Origin of the sequence: Brevundimonas diminuta (assembly GCF_039673845.1) — a bacterium.
Classification (GTDB): Bacteria; Pseudomonadota; Alphaproteobacteria; order Caulobacterales; family Caulobacteraceae; genus Brevundimonas; species Brevundimonas diminuta_E.
The window spans coordinates 83,655-104,414 of sequence record NZ_JBDJMK010000007.1; the positions used below are offsets into that span (position 1 = coordinate 83,655).

The following is a 20,760-nucleotide window of genomic DNA, read 5'->3' on the forward strand; positions in this document are numbered from 1 at the left end:
GTCGCCTCTCCTTTTGGACTGGTTGTCTATGGCCGCTCGCCCCCCTCTCGTCGCCCTCAAGGACGTCCGCCTCCAGGACGGTCAACGCCCGCTGTTCGACGGCGTCGACATGGCGATGGAGCCGCGCAGCCGCGCCGCCCTGGTCGGCCGCAACGGGGCGGGCAAATCCACCCTGATGAAGGTGGTCATGGGTCTGATCGAGCCGGACTCGGGCGACCGCTCGGTCCAGGCCGGCACCCGCTTCGCCTATGTCCCGCAGGAGCCGGTCATCACCGGCGAGACCCTGGCCGACTACGCCGCCTCGGGCGAGGCCGAGCGCTGGACCGCCGAAAGCTGGCTGGAGACCTTCGGCCTCAACCCGAACAAGTCGACGCAAGGCCTGTCGGGCGGCGAGATCCGCCGCGCCGCCCTCGCCAAAGCCTTCGCCGAAGAGCCGGACCTGCTGCTGCTGGACGAGCCGACCAACCACCTCGACATCCTGGCCATCGAACTGCTGGAGAACGAGCTGATCCAGGCCCGTTTCGCCCTGCTGGTCGTCAGCCACGACCGCGCCTTCCTGAACCGCGTCACCGACACCGTGCACTGGCTGGAAGGCCGCAGGGTCCGCACCCTCAACAAGGGCTTCGTCGAATTCGACAACTGGGCCGCCAAGGTCATGGAGGAGGAGGCAGAGTCCCTGCGCCGTCTGACCAAGCGCATCGAGGCCGAGACCTACACCTTCTACCGCTCCATCACCGCCCAGCGCACCCGCAACGAGGGCCGCGCCCGCGCCCTGCAGCAGATGCGTCTGGACCGGGCCGAACGGGTCAAGGATCTGCCGCGCGAACTGAACCTCGGCGTCGATTCCGGCGCCGTCTCGGGCAAGCTGGTCGCCGACATCAAGGGCGTCAGCAAGGCGTTCGGCGACCGCACCATCTTCCGCAACCTGTCCACCCGCATCATCCGCGGCGACCGGCTGGCCATCGTCGGCCCCAACGGCGCGGGCAAGACCACCCTGGTCAAGGTGCTGCTGGGCGAACTGGCCCCGGACGAGGGAACTGTCCGCATGGGCGCCAACCTCGAACCCCTCTACCTCGACCAGTCGCGCGAGGGGCTGAAGTCGGACATGACCCTGTGGGACGCCCTGACGCCGGGCGGCGGCGACAGCATTCTGGTGCGCGGCCGCTCCATGCACGTCGCCGCCTACGCCAAGGACTTCCTGTTCCAGGAGGCCCAGCTGAAGCAGCCCATCTCCACCCTGTCGGGCGGCGAGCGCAACCGCCTGCTGCTGGCGCGCGCCCTGGCCCAGCCCGCCAATCTGCTGATCCTCGACGAGCCGACCAACGACCTCGACATGGACACGCTGGAGAAGCTGGAGGAGCTGCTGGAATCCTACGACGGCACCCTGATCCTGGTGTCGCACGACCGCGATTTCGTCGACCGTCTGGCCACCTCGACCATCGCCCTGAACGGTCGCGGCGACGTGGTCGAGACCCCCGGCGGCTGGCAGGACTTCCTGCGCCAGAACCCCGGCTTCCTCGCCCCGCCCCCGACCCACGCCGACAGCGCGCCGTCAGGGACGCGCCGGGTCGAGAAGGCGGAGCCTTCCGACCGCGCCCCCAAGAAACAGGCCAAGCTCTCCTACAAGGACGCCCGCCGTCTGGAAGAGGTCGAAAAGCTGATGGAGACCCTGCCCGTCGAAATCGCCCGACAGGACGCCATCCTGGCCGACCCCGACCTCTATTCGCGCGACCCGGCCGCCTTCGATCGCGCCATGAAGGCCGCCGAAAAAGCCCGCGCCGACCTCGAAGCCGCCGAACTCGACTGGCTTGAGCTGGAAGAAAAGAAGGCGGCGCTTTCGGCCTGACAGCCCTCCCTCGCCAGCCCTGTCAAAGGGTAAAACTGCTTTTTGGCGCCGAAATTGTCCACGAAGACTCTTCGGCCAGATGCCGCAACTTCATCCGATCTCCCCGCGTTTTGCTGCAATTCTACGGTTTACATTCGGCGCGGCTTGCCGCCTGATCCGCGCAGGATCGCGTTGTTCGCGCGCCCGGCTCTCGAGGGATGAGCCGCGTAGACCAAATGGGGGTTTTCGAATGAAGAAACTGCTCGTCGCCGCTGTGTCGGCGCTTGCCCTGGCCTCGCCGGCCATGGCCATAGCCCAGGCCCGCGGTGCGGACGCGCCGCGCCCGGCCGCCGCCGACCGCGCCGAGATTCCGCCGCCCGTCATGTCCGAGACGCGCCACACCGGCGTCTTCGGCGGCCAGCGCATCGCCTATCGCGCCATCGCCGGCGAGACCTATCTGAAGGACAAGGACGGCAAGCCGCTCGCGGCCATGGTCTCCTACAGCTACATCAAGGAAGGTCCGAAGGATCCGAACCGTCCCGTCACCTTCCTGTGGAACGGCGGCCCCGGCTCGGGCTCTCTGTGGCTGCACATGGGCGCCTTCGGGCCCAAGCGCGTGGTCCTGCCGGACGCCAAGGACGACGGCGCCCCGCCCTATCCGATCATCGACAACGTCGACTCCCTGCTGGACGTCACCGACATCGTCTTCATCGACCCGATCGGCACCGGCTTCAGCCGCGCCCTGGGCGACAAGGACCCGGCCGACTACTGGGGCGTGACCAAGGACGCCAAGTCCATCGCCGAATTCATCCGCCTGTGGCTGAACACGCATGAGCGCTGGAACGCGCCCAAGTTCATCGGCGGCGAAAGCTACGGCACGACCCGTTCGGCGGCGGTGATCAACGAACTGGAAGGTTCCTACACCGACGTTTCGGTCAACGGCATCCTGCTGATCTCGTCGATCCTGGACTTCAGCCTGGCCGCCGACGCCCAGGGCAATGAGATGGGCTTCGTCACCAACCTGCCGTCGATGGCCGCCACCGCCTGGTATCACGACAAGGTCCCCAACAAGCCCGCCACGGTCGAAGAGTTCGTCGACGAGGCCCGCGCCTGGGCCATCGGCCCCTACGCCACTGCCCTGCTGAAGGGCAACGCCCTGCCCGCCCAGGAGCGTGCGACCATCCTGCAGCAGCTGTCGCGCTACACCGGCGTGTCGCAGGCCTATCTGAGCAACGCCAACCTGCGCCTGTCCCCCAGCCGCTTCTACAAGGAGCTGCTGCGGGATCGCGGTCTGACCATCGGCCGTCTGGACACCCGCTACACCGGCGTCGACTACGACAACGCCGGCGACCGTCCGGACAACGACCCCAGCTTCTACGGCATCGACGGCGCCTATACCGCCGCCATGAACGCCTGGGCGCGCGAAGGCCTGAAGTATTCGCCGGACGTGGTCTACTCCTCGATCGGCGGCACCCGCGGCTGGGACTGGAACCTGCCGACCGCCGGTCGCGGCGGAGCAGAATACCTGAACGTGGCCCCCTACATCGGCCGCGCCCTGCGTGAGAACAGCGGCCTGCGCGTCTGGGTGGGTCAGGGCTACTATGACTTCGCCACGCCGTTCATGGGCGCCGAATACTCGCTGAACCGTCCGGGCTTCCCGACCGACGGCCGCATCGAGTGGCACTACTACCACGCCGGCCACATGATGTACGTGCGCGAGGACGACCTGAAGAAGCTGTCGAACGACATCCGCAACTTCATCCGCGCTCGCTGATGATCGCCCCGCCGTTCGCCCATCCGGGCGGGCGGCGGACGCCTTTAGGGGGCTGCCTGACGGCGGCCCCTTTTTGCTGTGGACAAGACAAGGGGCTGATCCGCCTTGGCGAATTCGTTCCGTCCACAGATGTCCACAGGATTACCCACCGCGTCCGGGACAGTTCCGCACAGACGCCGCGATTTGGGCTGTTGCCCAATAACGGATTTCGCGGGAACGTCAACAGGCCGAAGGGACACGGCGGCGCGGAAATCCGGGGAGACCCGGAAATCAAGCGAACCGGTCCGGCTTCCTGACCCAGGGTTCCAAATCTCTTCGGAGCATGCGGAAACACCGAAGCAGGGCCAAGGCTCCCGATCCTTTAGCGCCTCGGTGCAGGGATCACGGAGAACCGGGCCGGGATCGACGGACGGCGCGGGGCTCGCCCTGCGGAACGCCGAAGACCAGAAGCCGATGGAAGCTTCGCCGAACGACGCCGGGTTCGCCCGCCGACGCACAGGCCGACTTCCGACCCGATAACGGTCAGGTCCAACCCGGACTTGGCGAGGGGACGCGACCCGCGATCAGACCGGCGACGGTTCGTTCAGGGTCTCGCCCCCTCGCTCCAATTTCAGGACCGCTTCATCGCCGCGCCACAGTGCGCCCTGGCGGCCTCCCCGGCGCATTTTCGGCGTCCGGCGCGGCGCGCGGCCTTCCCAACCCCCGTTCGCCCCCCTACTACCTGAAGGCGATGAACACCCTGCGTCCCTCCCGTCGCGGCCTGATGGCCGGCGCTGTCGGCCTGGCCGCCCTGCCTGTGCTGGCGGGCTGCGGCCGGTCGTCGGCGCCGACCGACGCCTCCGGCCGGGTGCGGCTGCGCGTGGCGGCGGGCGGCGCGGCCGGGGCGCTGCACGGCGGCTTCTATCAGGCCGTGGCCATCGGCGCCTATGAGCGGCGCGGCCTGAACGTCGAGATCCTGTCCGGCCCGTCCGGCGCCGACATCCCGGCCCTGCTGGCCGCCAGCGCGGTCGAGCTGGCCGTCGGCCGCGACAGCTTCCTGTCCCTGCGCCTCGCGGCCGAGCGGGCGCCGGTCAAGGCCGTCGCCGCCTTCCTGCAGAAAGACCCCGTCGTCCTGATGGCCCACCCGGACCAGCAGCTGGAGGATCTGACCGTCCTGCGCGGGCGTCGCATCCTGATGGACCCGGCCGACCACGGCGGCTTCTGGGCATGGCTGCGCGCCCGCTTCGACCTGACGCCCGATCAGGCCCAGACCGGCGCCATGGCCGACAACCTCGAGGCCTTCGGCAAGGACGATCAGGCGGTTCTTGTCGGCCGCCTGACCGACGGCGACCCCGGCCTTGTCGCCCGTCAGACCGGGTTCGAGCCGGTCATCATCTCTCCGGCCGCCGACGGCTACCCCTCCTATTCCGGCCTGGTGCTGGCGCCCAACGCCTTCGCCCGCGACAACGCCCAGGCCCTGCGCGACTTCATCGCCGCCTCGGTCGAGGGCTGGCGCGACTATGTCCACGGCGACGGGACCAAGGGCGACGCCCTGATCCGCCGCGCCAATCCCGACCTGTCCCAGCGCCTGCTGGACACGGTGCGCGCCGCCCTGCGCGCCGAGGCCATGGTCGACGGCGGCGACGCGGCCCTTTACGGCCTGGGCGCCATGACGCCCGAGCGCTGGCAGGCCTTCGCCGAACAGACGCAGGGCGCCTATCCCGCCGCCCCCGACTGGCGCGAGACCTTCACCAACCAGTATCTGCCCGCGCGGGGTTAAGCCCGCCCGGCGTTAGGTGAGGCTTAATCCGCATCCCATAGTATGCGGACTTCAACGTCTTCACCCTGAACGAGGCGCCGTTGCTCCGCCCCCTGACCACCGCCGCCCTTCTGCCCGCGCTCGGCGCGGCGACGGTCGCATGGGCGCAGCCTGCCCCCCAGATCGCCCATCAGACCAACAGCCAGGCCGCCAGACCGGCGCCCGGCCCCTGGTCCGGTCAGGCCGCCCCGGCCCGATCCTACGCCCCGCATGCAGGCGGCGCAGCGACGGCATGGCGCCCACCGGTCATTCCTCACGGCGGCTATCCGTGGCGCGAAGACGGTCCCCAAACCTCGTCCCAATCCGCGCCCCCGCCTGAGTTCCGCCCGGTGACCAGCCACCCGGACGCCCGCTGGCGCCCCTATGTCGAGCCGGTCGCGCCGCCGCCTCAGCCGCCCGGTCCGTGGAACCATCAGCCCTACGTCCCCGACGCCGCCCGACCGGCCCCCCAGCCGTCCGTCACGGCGCCTGCGCCCTATCCCGCTCCCCAGCACGAGGCCTACCCCGCCACGCCGCAGGAGCGCGCCCCCTACCCCCAGCCCACGATTTCCCAGCCGGTCGTTCGCCAGCCCCCCGCGCCTCAAGCCGTCGCTCCCGCGCCCGCCCGGCGCGAGCTGACGCCTGCCCAGACGCCCCCGCCCATGCCCGAGCCGCAGCGCGCGATGCAGCCTGCGCCCACGACCGTCCAGCCCGCCGCGCCCCAGGCCGCGCCTCCCGCGCCCGCCCGGCGTGAGCTGACGCCCGCCCAGACGCCGCCTCCCATGCCCGAGCCGCAACGGCCGATGCAGCCCGCGCCCACGGCCGTCCAGCCCGCCGCGCCTCAACCGACGCCCGAGCCCGTCCGTCAGCCTGCGCCTCAGCCCGCCCCGGCGGTTGAGCCCACGGCGCAAACGCCCGCTCAACCGGCTCCGGCCGATCCGGCCTACGACCCCATGGCCCCGCGCCGCGACGCGCCCATCTTCCAGTTGCAGAGAAACACGCCGCAGCCGCCCGCAGCCGCCCCGGCGCCGCAACCAGCCGCCACGGACGCTGCACGTCCCGATCCCAAGTCCGCCCCTCAACCGGCTCCTGCGGCAGCGGCGAGCCAGCCCGCCCCGGCCCCTGTCGCCGTCCCGGCTCAGGGCAGCGCCCGCTACTACTCCGTCCACCGTCAGGCGGGCCGCCAGCCGGACGCCACGCCCCTGCCCGCGCCCAACTATCTGGACGCCATGCCGGTGGAGCTGAACGACACCCCGACCTCCGACGACCTGGCCCAGCCGCCCGAGCCGCCCGCCCTGATGCGCGACGCCCAGGGCCGCCTGCGCGCCGCGCCGATGGCTGACGATCCCCTGCTGCCATGAGCGACAGCGTCCTCTCCGCCTCCGCGCCCGCTGCGGCTGAAACCGGGTCGCGCCTGCCCGACCTGATCGCCCTGGCGCAGGAGGACTCCAGCCCCAAGCGCCGGGCCCTGCTGCGAGAACTGACCGACCGCTTCTTCGGGACGCCCCACCGCACCGAGGCCGAGGACGCCCTCTACGGCGCCGTTCTGTCCGACCTGACCGACGCGATGGAGACGGCGGTGCGCGCCGAACTGGCCCAGCGCTTCGCCCATGCCTCCGACGCCCCGCACCAGCTGATCCGCCGCCTCGCCAACGACGAGGCCGAGACGGTCGCCGCCCCGGTCCTCAGCGCCTCACCGGTGCTGACCGAGGACGATCTGATCCACGTCATCCGCTCGCGCGGTCAGGGCCATATGCGCGCCGTCAGCCGCCGCGTCGCCGTGTCCGAGGCCGTGTCCGACGCCATCGTCGAGCGCGGCGACGACGAAACCCTGGGCGTGCTTCTGGGCAATCAGGGCGCCGCCCTGTCGCGCGCCGCCAGCGAGACCGCCGTCGAGCGCGCCCGCATCAACCCCGCCCTGCACGAGGTCACGGTCGAGCGCGCCAGCCTGCCGCCCGACCTGCTGAACGACCTCTATTTCGACGTCGAGGCCCGCCTGCGCCAGCGCATTCTGGAGCAGAACGCCCGGCTTGATCCGGCCCTGCTGGAACACGCCCTGGCCGCCGGGCGCGCCCGCGTCGCCGCCGACGACGGCGCCCTGCCCGCCGACTACGCCGAGAGCCTGGCCTATGTCGAGGAACTGCGCGCCGCCAACCAGCTGACGCCGCAGGTGCTGGCCCGCTTCCTGCGCTCGGGCGGCCAGACGGCCTTCCTGATCGCCCTGTCGCAGCTGGCGGACGTGGATTTCCACAGCGCCCGCAAGATCATCGAACGGCGCGAACTGGACGCCCTGGCCGTGGTCTGCAAGGCGGCCGATCTGGATCGCGCCCTGTTCCTGACCTACGCCGTCGTCCTGTTGAACACCGACGACAACGCCATGGGCAAGGCCCGCGCCTATGCGGGGATGTACAACGAACTGACGCGCGAGGCGGCCATGCGGACCCTGCGCTTCTGGCGCGCGCGCAAGGGGATGCAGGCCGCGGCCTGACCCCTCAGTGCTTGCGCGGCGGCGCAGGCAGCCTGCGCTCCCGATCGAAATCCACCCGGTCGCGCGGCAGGGCCTCGGGGCATTCGTCGCGCATGAAGGCCAGCATCTTCTCACGCACCTCGGCCCTCAGATCGAAGGCGACCGAGGCGTTGCGCGCGCTGGTCATGCAGCGCACCTGCGCCACCCGTTCGGTGATGTCCGTCACCTGCAGCGCCACCACATCCCCGTCCCAGTGCGGCGAGGCGTGGGCGATCTGCTCCAGCTTGATCCTCAGCCGGTCGATCGGCGCCTCATAGTCCACATAGAGGAAGGCCACCCCGATCAGGCGCGTATCGTCGCGCGTCCAGTTCTGGAACGGCTTCTGGATGAAATAGGTCAGCGGCAGCACCATGCGCCGCCAGTCCCACAGCTTGACCACCACATAGGTCGAGGTGATCTCTTCGACCCGTCCCCACTCGCCCTCGACGATGACGGCGTCGTCCAGCCGGATCGGCTGTGAGGTGGCGATCTGGATGCCCGCGATCAGATTGGTCAGGAAGGGTTGCAGCGCCAGACCGGCGACGATGCCGACCACGCCCGCCGAGGCCAGCAGCGACAGCCCCCACTGCTTGACCCCCGGAATGGTCAGCAGCGCCAGCCCCAGCGTCACCAGTCCGATCAGTATGGCGGCGACCCGCTGCAGGATGCGCGTCTGGGTGACGTGCTTGCGGGCGTAGAGGTTGTCCTCCGCCTCCATGTTGAACTTCTTCATATGGACGATGGCGCCCATATCCACGGCCCCGGCCAGCATCCAGCCGGACACTAGGATGAAGCAGAACAACAGGGTCCGGCGGATGAACAGCGACGGCTCGGGCGCCAGGGGCGACACCGTGACCGCCAGCGCCAGGGCGATGATCATCACCGCCAGATGCACCTTCAGCCGGGCGCGCTTCAGCATTCCCTTCCAGAAGGCGTCGCGGTTGCGCACCGCCAGCCGCAACAGGGCGAACACGACATGGTTGGCCGCCCAGCCGATGAAGACAAAGGCGACCATGATGATGGTGATCACCGCCCATTTCGGCAGCCAGTGGAACTGGCGCCAGAGCGCAAACACGGTGTTGGTCAGGTCGAGCACGAACTGTGGCATGGCCAGAACCTAGACCCAGCCGCGCCCAACGTCACCCGCTTCCCTCTCCCACCGGGAGAGGGTTCAGGCGGCCGCCGCTTCCACCAGATCGGCCAGTCGTTGCGCCGCATCGGGAATAGCCACCGACCGCGCGCCCTCCGACATCGCCGCCAGCGTCGCCGGGTCCGCCAGAATCCCCTCCAGCGCCGCCGTCAGCCCGTCCGCCGTCAGATCATCCTCGGCGATCACCTTCGCCGCGCCTGCCTCGGCCAGCGCCCGCGCGTTCAGCGTCTGATGGTCGTCCATCGCGATCTTCAGCGGTATCAGCACCGACGGCAGAGACGCCACCGCCAACTCCGAACAGGTTGAAGCTCCCGCCCGTCCGATCACCAGATGCGCCTTCGACAGCCGGTCGGCCATGTCACGGAAGAAGGGGGCGACCTCGGCCTCGATCCCGGCGTCCAGATAGATCTGGCGCGCGGTCTCCAGCGTCTCGGGCCGCGACTGTTGCTGCACCTTCAGACGGTTGCGGATGGCCTCGGGCAGGGCCGCCAGCGCGCGCGGCGTCGTCTCGGACAGGATGCGGGCGCCCTGACTGCCGCCCGTCACCAGCACATGGATCGGCCCGCCGTCCGTCGGCGCGGCATAGGCCCGGTCGAAGAGGGCGCGGATGTCCGGCCGCACTGGATTGCCGACCAGCTGGACGCGGCTTTTCACCTTGTCCGGCGCCCGGCCCAGCGTCGGAAAGGCCGCCGCGATCACGCCCACGCTGGGCGCCAGATAGCGGTTGGTGCGGCCCAGCACGGCGTTCTGCTCATGAATCACGGTTGGACGCCGCGTCGTCACCGCCGCCAACAGGGCTGGCGCCGACGGATAGCCGCCGAAACCCACCACCACGTCCGCGCCCGTGCGCTGGAACGCCGCCTTGGCCTGACCGACGCCCTTCATGATCGCCAGCCCGGCCTTCATCAGGCCGATGGGGCCGGAGCCGGTCGCGGCGTCCAGCGCCAGACGCTCTTCGGCCGGAAAGGCGTGGGCGTATTGTTCGCCGCGTTTGTCGGTAGCCAGCACCACGCGCCAGCCGCGCGCCGCCATCTCGCGGGCCAGCGCCTCTGCGGGGAACATATGGCCGCCGGTGCCCCCGGCGGCGACGACGCAGACCTTGGTCATGGATAGCGCTCTCTTACGGCAGCAGGCGGCGACGCGGGTTGACGTTCGACCCCAGTTCATAGGCGCCCGGACGGCGCCGGGTCAGGGCCAGCGCAAAGCCCATCGTCAGCCCCATGGCCATCATGGACGACCCGCCATAGCTGATGAAGGGCAGCGTCATCCCCTTGGTCGGGATCAGGTTCAGGTTCACCGCCACATTGATGCAGGCCTGCAGGCCGATCAGCATGAACAGCCCCGCCGCCGCCGTCTGTTCAAAGGAATCGTTCAGCTTCATCGCCTTGCGCATCCCGCGGATGACGATGAAGGCGTAAAGCCCGATCATGGTCAGCGACAGCACCAGTCCGAACTCTTCGGCGCCGACCGAATAGATGAAGTCGGTGTGCAGGTCGGGAACGTGGCGCTTCATCACCCCCTCGCCGATGCCGCGCCCGACCAGCCCCCCGGCGCGGATCGCCTCGGATGCGCGGTCGATCTGGTGGGTGTCGGTCGTCTCGGGCGACAGGAAGCGGCTCAGGCGGTCGCGCATGTGGCCGAACATGAAATACAGCGACACCACCCCGCCCGCGCCCACCGCCGCCAGCGCCGCCACCCACTTCAGCGGCACCCCGGCCATAAAGAAGACGGCCATGAAGGTGGTGGTGATCAACAGGGTCTGGCCGATGTCCGGCTGGATCAGCAGCAGGCCGACCGTCAGCGCCCACATGCCGAAGGCGATGCTGACGCCGGGCACGCCCTCGCCCTTCTGGGCCTCGGCGAACATCCAGGCGGAGAAGACGATCAGGCCGGGCTTGGCGAACTCGGACGGCTGCAGGCTGAACGGCCCCAGATTGATCCAGCGCGCCGCCCCCTTCACCGTGTCGCCGATGAAGGGCAGGGCCGCCATGACCACGATGGCGCAGGCCAGCGCCAGCACCGCGATGCGCCTGACTCCGCGCGGCGACAACAGAGACGCCCCCAGCATCAGGCTGACGCCCATGGTCGAGAACACCATCATCCGCCACGAATAGTGGAAGGGATCACGGATCGATTCATCGGCCAGAATGGCCGCCGGGCTTGAGGCGAAACTCAGCGCCACCCCCAGCGCCATCAGCGTCAGCGCCGCGCCCAGCAGGCCGCGATCCACCGTCCAGAACCAGCGCGCCACCATGCTCTGGTCATTGCGCGAAAAGGGATGGCTATAGCTGTTGTGGGTCATGCGGCAGGCTCCGCCCGTGCGCCCAGTCCCAGAACGGCGGCGCGGAACGCCTCGCCCCGGACCTCGAAATCAGGGAACTGGTCAAAGCTGGCGCAGGCGGGCGACAGCAGCACCACCTGCTCGCCCCCGGCCTTGGCCGCGTCGGCGGCGGCCAGTTCGACGGCCCGCTCCATCGTCCCGGCCACGACGTGCGGCGTATCGGCCAGAGTGACGGCGAAGGCGTCCGCCGCCTCCCCGATCAGATAGGCCCGCGCCACACGCGGGAAGAGGTCGCGCAGAGCGTCGATCCCGCCGTCCTTGGCCCTGCCCCCCGCGATCCAGAAGACGGCCGGATAGGACGCCAGCGCCTGCCGCGCCGCATCGGCGTTGGTCGCCTTGGAGTCATTGATGAAGCGCACGGCGCCCAGCCGCCCGACGGCCTCCATCCGGTGCGACAGACCGGGGAAGGTCAGCAGCCCCTCAACCGCCGCCTCATGCGTCACCCCCAGAGCCCGCGCCGTGGCGTAGGCGAAGGCCGCGTTCTGCGCGTTGTGCCGACCGGGCAAGGACCGCGCGGCGGTCAGATCAGCCAGCACTTCGCCGCCCGCCGTCAACACGCCAGCCGCCGCCCCATACCCTTCTCCCCTTGTGGGAGAAGGTGGGCCCGAAGGGCTCGGATGAGGGGTCTCTCCGACCGAAGCCACAGCCGCGTCGCCGGACACGGGGCGCAACCCCTCATCCGTCTCGCTGCGCGGTCCACCTTCTCCCACAAGGGGAGAAGGAAGAGATACGACCGTCTCCACCCGCCGTCCCTGCGCCCGCAGGTCCGCCGCAGCCTTCCGACCCCATTCCTCGTCCACGCCGATCAGCGCCAGCGCCTCACCATCCTGCGCCTGAAAAATCCGGCGCTTGGCGGCGACATAGCCCTCCATGCCGCCGTGGCGGTCCAGATGGTCCGGCGACACATTGGTCAGGATCGCCACGTCCGGCGCAAACCCCGTCGTCAGGTCCAGCTGATAGGACGACACCTCGATCACATAGACCGCATCCGCCGTCGGCTCCGGCAGGGCCAGCACCCCGATGCCGATATTGCCGCCGATATGGACCGTCAGGCCCGCCTGCTTCAGCACCCAGCCGATCAGGGCCGTCGTCGTCGACTTGCCGTTGGTGCCGGTGATGGCGACCACGCGCGGCCGCTCGCCCGGCGACAGGGCGGCCAGCGCCCGCGCAAACAGCTCCACATCGCCGATGACCGGCACGCCCGCCTCATGGGCGCGCTCGACGGTCCAGTGCGGTTTCGGATGGGTCAGCGGCGCGCCCGGCGACAGCACCAGAGCCGCGAACCCGGACCAGTCGGCGCGGGTCAGATCCTCAACGACAAAGCCTTCCGCCTCGGCCTGCATCCGGCCCGATACGCCGTCGTCCCACAGCACAGGGACCGCCCCGCCCGCCTGAAGCGCGCGCGCCGCCGTAATCCCCGACCGCCCCAGGCCGAAGACCGCAACGCGACGCCCCTCGAAGCCGGGAACGGGGATCATTCCCACCCTCCGTCATCCTCGGGCTTGACCCGAGGATCCAGACACGCCGACGCCAACCGCACCGCCCCGACGCCGAACGTCAAGGGCCAGGATCCTCGCCACAGCAGCGAGGATGATGCGGAAAGGGCGGCCGCTTTCATCGCAGCTTCAGCGTGGCCAGACCGGCCAGCGCCAGCATGGCGGCAACGATCCAGAAGCGGATCACCACGGTCGACTCCGGCCAGCCCATCTTCTCGAAATGGTGGTGGATCGGCGCCATCAGGAAGATGCGCTTGCCCGTCAGTTTGAAGTAACCGACCTGGATCATGACCGAGGCCGCCTCGACAACGAACAGGCCGCCGACAATGCCCAGCACCAGTTCGTGCTTGGTCGCCACGGCCATCGAGCCCAGCGCCCCGCCCAGCGCCAGCGAGCCGGTGTCGCCCATGAAGATCTTGGCCGGAGGCGCGTTATACCACAGGAAGCCCATCCCCCCGCCGATGATGGCGGCGCAGAAGATGGCCAGCTCGCCCGATCCGGGCACATGGTGGACCTGCAGATACTCGGCGAAGACGAAGTTGCCGACCAGATAGGCGATGATGCCGAAGGCGCCCGCCGCCATCATCACCGGCACGATGGCCAGTCCGTCCAGCCCATCCGTCAGGTTCACCGCGTTCGAGAAACCGATGATGGTGAAGGCCGCGAACGCCACATAGAACCAGCCGACGTTCAGCAGCACCGCCTTCAGGAACGGAAAGGCGATCGACGTCTCCAGCCCCGGCGAGGTCGGCGAACGGGTCATCCACAGCACGGTCAGCACGCCGGCGATCACGGCCACGACCGTCTGGGCCAACAGCTTCTGCTTGGACGTCAACCCGGCCGAGGTCTGCTTCGTCACCTTGGCGTAGTCGTCGATGAAGCCCAGCACCCCGAACGCCGCCGTCACGCCCGAGACGATCCAGATATAGGGGTTGGTCAGGTCGCCCCACAGCAGCACGGCCACGCCGATGCCCGCCAGGATCATCAGCCCGCCCATAGTCGGGGTGCCGACCTTGGACAGGTGCGACACCGGGCCGTCGTCGCGGATCGGCTGGCCCCGGCCCTGCTTGGCGCGGATCCAGTTGATGAAGCGGCTGCCCATCGCCACCGCAACGATCATCGAGGTCGCCATCGCCAGCGCCACGCGCACCGTCTGATACTGGATCAGGTGCAGCAGCGGATAATCCTGAGCGACGTCCGCATAATAGAGATAGAGCAGGTAGAACATGGCTTTTTAGTCCCCTATCGGACCGCGCGCGGCGCGGTCCTGCTTGAGGGGGTTTCTCCTCATTTCTCTATCGTTCCGCGCGCCGCGTCATGCAATGCGCCCAGAGCCGCCGCAACCAGCGACGCCTTCGACCCGTTCGAGCCCTTGACCATGACCACGTCGCCCGGCTGCACCAGCGCGGCGGCCTCAGTCGCCAGTTCGGCGGCGGTCTCGCGCCACTCGCCGCGCAGCGACTGCGGCAGGGCGTCATGCAGCAGGCGCATCTGCGGCCCGGCCGTATGCACCACGTCCAGACCGGCGGCGATGATGGCGGGGGCCAGCCCCTCATGCAGGGCGCGGCTGTGCTCGCCCAGCTCCAGCATGTCGGTCAGGACGACGACCCGGCGCCCGCCCGGCCCCACCGACCGCGCGCCCAGACTGACGAAGCCCGCCTTCATCGACAGCGGATTGGCGTTGTAGCTCTCGTCGATCAGGGTGAAGGCCCCGCCGGGGACGGCCACCGTCCGCTCCTGCCCGCGCCCGGCCAGCGGCTGGAACCCCGCCAGCGCCTGCAACGCCGTGTCCAGCGACACCTCCAGCGCCTGCAGCATCAGGATGACGCACAGGCTGTTCAGCCCCCAGTGCACGCCCGATTGAGCGAGGCGATATTCGATGCGCCGTCCGTCCAGTTCGGCCGTGACGGTCGCGCCCTCGCTATCAGCCACGAAATCCAGCAGGCGCGCGTCGCAGCCCGCATCATGGCCGAAGGTCCGCACCACGGCCCCGGCCTTTTCCGCCCCCTGACGCACGATGTCGGCATGGGCGTCGGCGGCGTTGACCACGGCGATCCCGCCCGGCGCCAGCCCCTCGAAGATGGCGGCCTTCTCGCGCGCCACGCCCGCCTCGCCGTCGGCGAAGGCTTCGATATGCACTGGCCCGACCGTGGTGACGCAGGCGGCGTGCGGGCGCACGAACTGCGACAGCGGCCCGATCTCGCCCGGATGGTTCATGCCGATCTCGAACACGGCGCGGTCCGTGCCCTGCGGCATACGCGCCAGCGTCAGCGGCACGCCGATGTGGTTGTTGTAGCTCTTGATCGAGGCGTGGCTTGATCCGGCCAGATCGAGGCCCGCCTTGATCGCCTGTGTCACGCTGGTTTTGCCGACGCTGCCGGTGACGGCGCCGCGCAGTCGGGCGCGGTCGCGCGCGGCGACGCCCAGCGCCTCCAGCCCCTTCAGGGTGTCAGGAACCAGCACATAAGACCCGCCCTCGACCGGCCGGTCGACCAGCGCCACGGTCGCGCCCGCCGCAAAGGCGGCTGCGGCGAACTCATGCCCGTCTCGCGCGCCGTGCAGGGCCAGGAACAGATCGCCCGGCGCAATCTCGCGGCTGTTGTAGGTCAGGCCCGAGACAGTGGCGTCGGGTCCATGAAGCCGTCCTCCGGTCGCCGAGGCGATGGCTTCGGCGGTCCAGAGCGGCGTGTGTGCGTCAGGCATGGTCTTTCAGGGCTTCGGTCGCTTCGGCGGCGTCGTCGAAGGGATGCACGACCCCGCCGACGATCTGACCCTGTTCATGCCCTTTTCCGGCGATCACGACCACATCTCCTTCACGCATCAGGGAGACGGCGTGGCGGATGGCCTCGCGGCGGTCGCCGATCTCCAGCGCGTCGGGGCAGCCTGCACGGACCTGAGTCCGGATGGCGGCGGCGTCTTCGGAACGCGGATTGTCGTCGGTGACAATGGCCACGTCGGCCAGACGTCCGGCGATCTCGCCCATCAGGGGGCGCTTGGCCCGGTCGCGGTCGCCGCCCGCGCCGAAGACGACGATCAGCTTGCCCGTCGCGTGCGGGCGAAGGGCGTTCAGCACCGTCTCCAGCCCGTCCGGCGTGTGGGCGTAGTCGACATAGACCTCGCCCCCGCGCGCGCCGCCGGGGATGCGTTGCAGACGGCCCTGCGCGCCCTGAATCAGCTCCAGCGCCGGGATCACGCGGTCGGGGTCTTCGCCGCCCGCGATGCACAGGCCCGCCGCCACCAAGGCGTTCGACGCCTGAAACGCCCCGGCCAGCGGCAGCAGGACGTCATGCACCCGGCCACGCACGTCGATGCTCAGGCGCTGGCCCTCCGGCGTCGCGCGGCGCGCCAGCAGGGTCAGGTCGCGGCCGCGCTCGCCCACGCCCATCACGCCCAGTCCCGCCATGATCGAGGCCGAGGCGAAGGCCGAATAGGCGTCGGAATCCGCGTTCAGAACCGCCGTGCGCCCGCGCGGCAGCAGGGCCTCGAACAGGCGCATCTTGGCGGCGCGGTACTCGTCCATCGTGCCGTGATAGTCGAGGTGGTCCTGCGTCAGATTGGTGAAGCCCGCCGCCCTGATCGCCACCCCGTCCAGACGCCGCTGGTCGATGCCGTGGGACGAGGCCTCCAGCGCCAGATGGGTGACTTCCTTGCGCGCCAGTTCGGCCAGCAGGCGCGCGGCCTCGGCGGCGTCGGGGCTGGTCAGGCCGGGGCCGGTCAGGGCGTAGGTCCTGTCGCCCTTCTGGCCGACGACGCCCAGCGTGCCCATGCTGGCCGACTTCAGGCCCATCCCCGCCCAGATCTGGCGGCAGAAGTTGGCGACCGAGGTCTTGCCGTTGGTGCCGGTGATCGCGACGCAGGTGCGCGGCTGGGCGCCGTAGAAGGCGCGCGCGGCGATGGCGTAGGCCCGGTGCACATCGCCCGATCCGACCAGAACCGGCGCCGCGCCCTCTGGCGTATCCGACGGCGCCAGAACAGCCGCCGCGCCCTTGGCCAGGGCTTGCGGAATGAAGGCGCGTCCGTCGGCCTGCGTCCCCGGCAGGGCGACGAACAGGGCGCCGGGCACCACCTGACGGCTGTCGGCGGTGACAGCGGTGATCTCGGGATCCGAGGCCACGTCGCGGCGCAGCAGTTCGGAAAGACGCAGGTGGGCGGCGGGAAGGCTCATCGACCGTCGCCCTCCACGTCCTGAAACTCGGGGATCTTTTCGCCCAGCGCGGTGGACCAGCGGTCGGCCTTGCGCTCGACGCCCAGGAAGCCCGCGATGCGGTTGGCGATCCGGCCCACGGCGGGCGCGGCGACATAGCCGCCGGTGCGCGGATAGACGCCCGGCTCGTCCATCAGGACGAAGACGGTATAGCGCTTGGCGTCCACCGGCCCGTCGGCCGGGAAGACCCCGGCGAAGGAGCCGACGGCCACCGCCGGATTATAGCGGCCGTTGACCAGCTTGTTGGCCGAGCCCGTCTTGCCGCCCATGCGCAGGCCCGGCGCATCGGCGAACCGGCCCGAACCGCGCGTCACGTTGCGGCGCATCAGGTCCAGCATGACGGCCGATGTTTCGGGCGAGACGACCTGATGCGTCTGGGCGTTCGGACGCCCGCCCTTGCGCAGGGTCGGCGCCACATAGCGCCCCCCGTTGCTCAGCGCGCCATAGGCCGCCACATACTGGATCGGCGTGACCATGACGCCATAGCCGAAGGACAGCGACGCCAGGGTGCTGTCGTCCCACTTGCGCACCTTGGGCGGGGCGGCCGATTCCTTCAGCTCGATCGGGGCGGCGTCCAGCAGGCCCAGACGGCGGAAATAGTCGCGCATCACATCGCCGCCCATCTCGACCGCCAGTCGCGAGGTGCCGATGTTGGACGAATGCAGATAGACCTCCTCCAGCGTCAGCACCTTGTTGGTGGCGTGGAAGTCGGTGATGCGGCGCTTGCCGATCTGCAGCGCCTGAGAGGCGTCGAACAGGGTGTTCATGTCGGCCCGGCCGGTGTCGATGCCGGCGGCGACGGTGAAGCTCTTGAACACCGAACCCATCTCATAGTGGGCCGAGACGACGCGGTTCAGCGTGGCCTCTTCCGGCGCGGCGTTGCGACGGTTGGCGTCATAGGTCGGCCATGAGGCCATCGCCAGAATCTCGCCCGTCTGCACATCGGCGACGACGGCGACGGCGCCCTTGACCTTGTGCTCCTCGGCGGCGATGGCCAGCTCGTTCTCGACCACGCCTTGAACCCGCAGGTCGATCGACAGGGGGAAGTCCTCGCCCGCCACGCCCGCCGCGCGAATTTCCTGATTGAAGGCCAGTTCGGCGCCCGCAACGCCCTCGCCGCCCGTGTCCGAACGCCCGATCAGATGCACGGCCGAGCTGCCCAGCGGATAGACGCGGCGGTCCTCCGGCTCGAACGTCACCCCGCCCAGAGCCAGCCCATGAACCGCCCGGCGCTCGGTCGGCGTCAGGCCGTTCAGCACGATCAGACGGCGCTCGCCGCTCATGACCTTGTCCAGCCGCTTGGCCGAGATGCGCGGCAGGGCGCGGCGCAGCTGGGCCTTGGCCGCCGGAATGTCCCAGACCTCGCGCGGGTCGATATAGAGACCGTAGTGGGTGATGTTGGTCGCCAGCAGCTGGCCGTTGCGATCCACCAGATCGGCGCGCGTCAGGGCGCCGGGGTTGAAGCCCGCCCCCGCCCCGCCGCGCGGCGTCAGCAGGGCCGCGTGCGCCGCCCCCAGCGTCAGCCCGGCGAACACCACGCAGAAGGCCGCCATGATCAGGAAGATGCGGACGCGGGTGTCTTCTTCCGGGCGGGCGTCGGCGCGGGCGCGCTCGAACGAATGCTCCAGATTCCACACCAGAGAGGCGACCCAGCGCCCCCAGGCCGAAACGGCGCCGCCGAAGGTCGCCTGCGGACGACCGCGATAGCCGCCCATGCCGTGATGGTCATGCACGCTCATGGCGCCGCCTCCACAGCCGGTTTTACGGCGGGTTTCTCAGCAAGCGCGGGCGCGATTTCAGGCAGGGTCGTCTCGCCCGCCTGCTTCTTCACATCGACCGGCCCCAGGCCGATCTCGCGCGACAGGGCCTCCAGCCGCGCAGGCTGCTCCAGCCGCGTGACCTCGGCGCGCAGCAGGCGGACCCGCTCGCGGTTTTCACGGATGTCGCGCTCGATGCGGCTGATCTCAGCGCTCTCGCGGGCGGCGGCCGCCTTGGCGATGTAGACCGAGAAGACCAGCGCCAGAACGCAGGCCACGCCGATGATCTCGACGCAGCGCACGCCGCGCACCTTCCACTCGAACAGGCGCTTGATCGGGGCGGGCATGGCGATCATGCGGCCCTCCCCTTCATCGCGCCCCAGGCCGAGGCGTCGGTCCGAACCGCCGCGCGGATCTTGGCCGAGCGGGCGCGGGGGTTGGCGGCCAGTTCGGCCTCGCCCGCCTCGCGCGCGCCCTTGAACAACAGGTCGAAGCTGGGCCTGCGCGTCTCGACCGCGACCGGCGCATGGCGCGATCCGCCCGGCGCATTGCCCGTGCGCTCGGTCAGGAAGGCCTTGACCATGCGGTCTTCCAGCGAATGGAAGGTGACGACGACCAGCCGCCCGCCCGGAGCCAGCGTCGCCTCGGCCGCCTCCAACCCGCGCTCCAGCTCGCCCAGCTCATCGTTGACGGCGATGCGCAGGGCCTGAAACACTCGCGTGGCCGGATGGATGGCGGCGCCGCGACGCCCGCCCAGAGCCTTCTCCACCACCTCGGCCAGATCCAGCGTGCGGGTGAATGGCCGCTCGACCCGGCGACGCAGGATGGCGGTGGCGACCCGGCCCGACTGGCGCTCGTCGCCATACAGCTTGAAGATATGGGCCAGCGGCCCGTGATCCCAGGTGTTGACGATGTCGGCGGCGGTCGCGCCCTCATCCGACATCCGCATGTCCAGCGGCCCGTCGCGCATGAAGGAGAAGCCGCGCTCGGCCTGATCCAGCTGCATCGACGAGACGCCGATGTCGAAGACGGCGCCGTCCAGCTTCGCCTTGCCGCTCTCCTCGAACGCCTCCGCCAGACCCGAAAAGGGCGTGCGGATCAGCTGGAACTGCTCGGGAAAGTCGCGCGCCACGGCGTCCGCAAACGGCTGCACCGTCGGGTCGCGGTCCAGCGCCACCACATCCGCCCCACGCTCCAAGATGGCGCGCGTATAGCCGCCCGCCCCGAAGGTGGCGTCGATGATCACATCGCCCGCCTTGGGCGCCAGCGCCTCGATCACCTCGGCCAGCAGGACGGGCGCGTGCGGAGAGGTCATGCCGCCCCTCCGTTCTTGGCGGCCATAGCCTGACCTTGGGCCTGACGCCGCATCTCGCCGAACTGCTTCAGGCCCTCGCGCGCCATGCGGCGCTGCTCGGCGCGGTGCGCGGCCCACTTGTCCTTATTCCAGATCTGGAAGCGCTCGCCGACGCCATAGATGACGACCGTGTCCGACAGGTCGACCTCGGCGCACAGATGTTCCGGCAGGGTGATGCGCCCGCCCGAGTCATAGGCCAGCGGCTTCTGCTCGCCGAAGATCGAGGCCTCCAGCGCCGAGCGATACGGATCGCCGAACGGCAGGCTTTCGATCACCGCGCGATATTCGGCGAACAGCTTGTCGCCGCCCGCTTCCAGACAATCGGCTTCGATGGAGGGAAAGCAGAAGACGCCATGCTCGGCGCCGTTCTCAGCCGTGCGGAATTCCTGAGGGATCAGGAGACGGCGCTTGCCGTCCAGCTGCTTCTCGTAGGTCGAGAGAAACACGCCCTGCCCTATCGAACCCTGCGGCCCGTCCCTGAAATCCGTTGAAAAAAGCCCACGCGTCGGGCCTTCAGCCCCTACTCATGAGCTATTGGGATAGCATGGTACAGAATGGGCCTCAATGGGATTAGTT

General features: G+C 69.6%; 16 protein-coding genes. 5 read left to right on the forward strand and 11 right to left on the reverse strand.

What is annotated here, in order from left to right; genetic code table 11:
• Positions 1–22: 22 nt before the first annotated feature.
• The 5 genes from ABE454_RS09095 (at position 23) to ABE454_RS09115 (ending at position 7,864) form a co-directional block, all read left to right on the forward strand.
• Complete coding sequence (locus tag ABE454_RS09095) at positions 23–1,846, forward strand: ABC-F family ATP-binding cassette domain-containing protein (RefSeq protein WP_346531025.1); 1,824 nt, start codon at positions 23–25, stop codon at positions 1,844–1,846.
• Between the two features lie 229 nt (positions 1,847–2,075).
• A complete protein-coding gene (locus ABE454_RS09100; protein WP_346531026.1) occupies positions 2,076–3,599 on the forward strand; it encodes a S10 family peptidase in 1,524 nt (507 codons plus the stop codon).
• A 730-nt stretch (positions 3,600–4,329) separates the two neighbouring features.
• Entirely contained in the window at positions 4,330–5,358 is a 1,029-nt protein-coding gene (locus ABE454_RS09105; RefSeq protein ID WP_346531027.1) for an ABC transporter substrate-binding protein, read from the forward strand.
• 80 nt (positions 5,359–5,438) lie between these two features.
• On the forward strand, positions 5,439–6,737 hold the full coding sequence (locus tag ABE454_RS09110; protein WP_346531029.1) for a hypothetical protein: 1,299 nt from the start codon (positions 5,439–5,441) through the stop codon (positions 6,735–6,737).
• Positions 6,734–7,864 (forward strand): DUF2336 domain-containing protein, encoded by a 1,131-nt coding sequence (locus tag ABE454_RS09115; RefSeq protein ID WP_346531030.1) that lies wholly within the window; start codon positions 6,734–6,736, stop codon positions 7,862–7,864. Before ABE454_RS09110 ends, ABE454_RS09115 begins: the two co-directional genes overlap by 4 nt.
• Before the next feature lie 4 nt (positions 7,865–7,868).
• On the opposite strand, the gene ABE454_RS09120 is transcribed toward ABE454_RS09115, so the two are convergent.
• The 11 genes from ABE454_RS09120 to ABE454_RS09170 all read right to left on the reverse strand — a co-directional run bounded on the left by ABE454_RS09120 (position 7,869) and on the right by ABE454_RS09170 (position 20,630).
• Positions 7,869–8,990, reverse strand: coding sequence for a mechanosensitive ion channel family protein (locus tag ABE454_RS09120; RefSeq protein ID WP_346531032.1), 1,122 nt, complete (start codon positions 8,988–8,990; stop codon positions 7,869–7,871).
• A 63-nt stretch (positions 8,991–9,053) separates the two neighbouring features.
• On the reverse strand, positions 9,054–10,139 hold the full coding sequence (gene murG, locus ABE454_RS09125) for an undecaprenyldiphospho-muramoylpentapeptide beta-N-acetylglucosaminyltransferase (RefSeq protein ID WP_346531034.1): 1,086 nt from the start codon (positions 10,137–10,139) through the stop codon (positions 9,054–9,056).
• A 13-nt stretch (positions 10,140–10,152) separates the two neighbouring features.
• Positions 10,153–11,334 (reverse strand): FtsW/RodA/SpoVE family cell cycle protein, encoded by a 1,182-nt coding sequence (locus ABE454_RS09130; RefSeq protein ID WP_346531036.1) that lies wholly within the window; start codon positions 11,332–11,334, stop codon positions 10,153–10,155.
• Positions 11,331–12,851, reverse strand: a complete 1,521-nt coding sequence (locus tag ABE454_RS09135) for a Mur ligase family protein (protein WP_346531037.1) — start codon at positions 12,849–12,851, stop codon at positions 11,331–11,333. The genes ABE454_RS09130 and ABE454_RS09135 overlap by 4 nt, the downstream gene beginning before the upstream one ends.
• Positions 12,852–12,987: 136 nt before the next feature.
• The gene (gene mraY, locus ABE454_RS09140) at positions 12,988–14,097 is read right to left on the reverse strand and encodes a phospho-N-acetylmuramoyl-pentapeptide-transferase (RefSeq protein WP_346531038.1); all 1,110 of its coding nucleotides are present in this window, start codon (positions 14,095–14,097) and stop codon (positions 12,988–12,990) included.
• A gap of 59 nt (positions 14,098–14,156) precedes the next feature.
• Positions 14,157–15,572, reverse strand: a complete 1,416-nt coding sequence (locus ABE454_RS09145) for a UDP-N-acetylmuramoyl-tripeptide--D-alanyl-D-alanine ligase (protein WP_346531040.1) — start codon at positions 15,570–15,572, stop codon at positions 14,157–14,159.
• Positions 15,565–17,034: a UDP-N-acetylmuramoyl-L-alanyl-D-glutamate--2,6-diaminopimelate ligase gene (locus ABE454_RS09150; protein WP_346531041.1), complete on the reverse strand. Its 1,470-nt coding sequence runs from the start codon at positions 17,032–17,034 to the stop codon at positions 15,565–15,567. The genes ABE454_RS09145 and ABE454_RS09150 overlap by 8 nt, the downstream gene beginning before the upstream one ends.
• A complete protein-coding gene (locus ABE454_RS09155) occupies positions 17,031–18,812 on the reverse strand; it encodes a peptidoglycan D,D-transpeptidase FtsI family protein (RefSeq protein ID WP_430826022.1) in 1,782 nt (593 codons plus the stop codon). Before ABE454_RS09155 ends, ABE454_RS09150 begins: the two co-directional genes overlap by 4 nt.
• On the reverse strand, positions 18,809–19,186 hold the full coding sequence (gene ftsL, locus ABE454_RS09160; RefSeq protein WP_346531043.1) for a cell division protein FtsL: 378 nt from the start codon (positions 19,184–19,186) through the stop codon (positions 18,809–18,811). The genes ABE454_RS09155 and ftsL overlap by 4 nt, the downstream gene beginning before the upstream one ends.
• Complete coding sequence (gene rsmH, locus ABE454_RS09165) at positions 19,183–20,145, reverse strand: 16S rRNA (cytosine(1402)-N(4))-methyltransferase RsmH (RefSeq protein ID WP_346531044.1); 963 nt, start codon at positions 20,143–20,145, stop codon at positions 19,183–19,185. Before rsmH ends, ftsL begins: the two co-directional genes overlap by 4 nt.
• Positions 20,142–20,630, reverse strand: coding sequence for a division/cell wall cluster transcriptional repressor MraZ (locus tag ABE454_RS09170; RefSeq protein ID WP_200166062.1), 489 nt, complete (start codon positions 20,628–20,630; stop codon positions 20,142–20,144). The genes rsmH and ABE454_RS09170 overlap by 4 nt, the downstream gene beginning before the upstream one ends.
• Positions 20,631–20,760: the final 130 nt, after the last annotated feature.

Coding starts and splice junctions, on each gene's coding strand:
- ABE454_RS09100 (WP_346531026.1), top strand. CDS start 2,076: ATGAAGAAACTGCTCGTCGCCGCTGTGTCGGCGCTTGCCCTGGCCTCG.
- ABE454_RS09105 (WP_346531027.1), top strand. CDS start 4,330: ATGAACACCCTGCGTCCCTCCCGTCGCGGCCTGATGGCCGGCGCTGTC.
- ABE454_RS09115 (WP_346531030.1), top strand. CDS start 6,734: ATGAGCGACAGCGTCCTCTCCGCCTCCGCGCCCGCTGCGGCTGAAACC.
- ABE454_RS09120 (WP_346531032.1), bottom strand. CDS start 8,990: ATGCCACAGTTCGTGCTCGACCTGACCAACACCGTGTTTGCGCTCTGG.
- murG (WP_346531034.1), bottom strand. CDS start 10,139: ATGACCAAGGTCTGCGTCGTCGCCGCCGGGGGCACCGGCGGCCATATG.
- ABE454_RS09130 (WP_346531036.1), bottom strand. CDS start 11,334: ATGACCCACAACAGCTATAGCCATCCCTTTTCGCGCAATGACCAGAGC.
- ABE454_RS09135 (WP_346531037.1), bottom strand. CDS start 12,851: ATGATCCCCGTTCCCGGCTTCGAGGGGCGTCGCGTTGCGGTCTTCGGC.
- mraY (WP_346531038.1), bottom strand. CDS start 14,097: ATGTTCTACCTGCTCTATCTCTATTATGCGGACGTCGCTCAGGATTAT.
- ABE454_RS09145 (WP_346531040.1), bottom strand. CDS start 15,572: ATGCCTGACGCACACACGCCGCTCTGGACCGCCGAAGCCATCGCCTCG.
- ABE454_RS09150 (WP_346531041.1), bottom strand. CDS start 17,034: ATGAGCCTTCCCGCCGCCCACCTGCGTCTTTCCGAACTGCTGCGCCGC.
- ABE454_RS09155 (WP_430826022.1), bottom strand. CDS start 18,812: ATGAGCGTGCATGACCATCACGGCATGGGCGGCTATCGCGGTCGTCCG.
- ftsL (WP_346531043.1), bottom strand. CDS start 19,186: ATGATCGCCATGCCCGCCCCGATCAAGCGCCTGTTCGAGTGGAAGGTG.
- rsmH (WP_346531044.1), bottom strand. CDS start 20,145: ATGACCTCTCCGCACGCGCCCGTCCTGCTGGCCGAGGTGATCGAGGCG.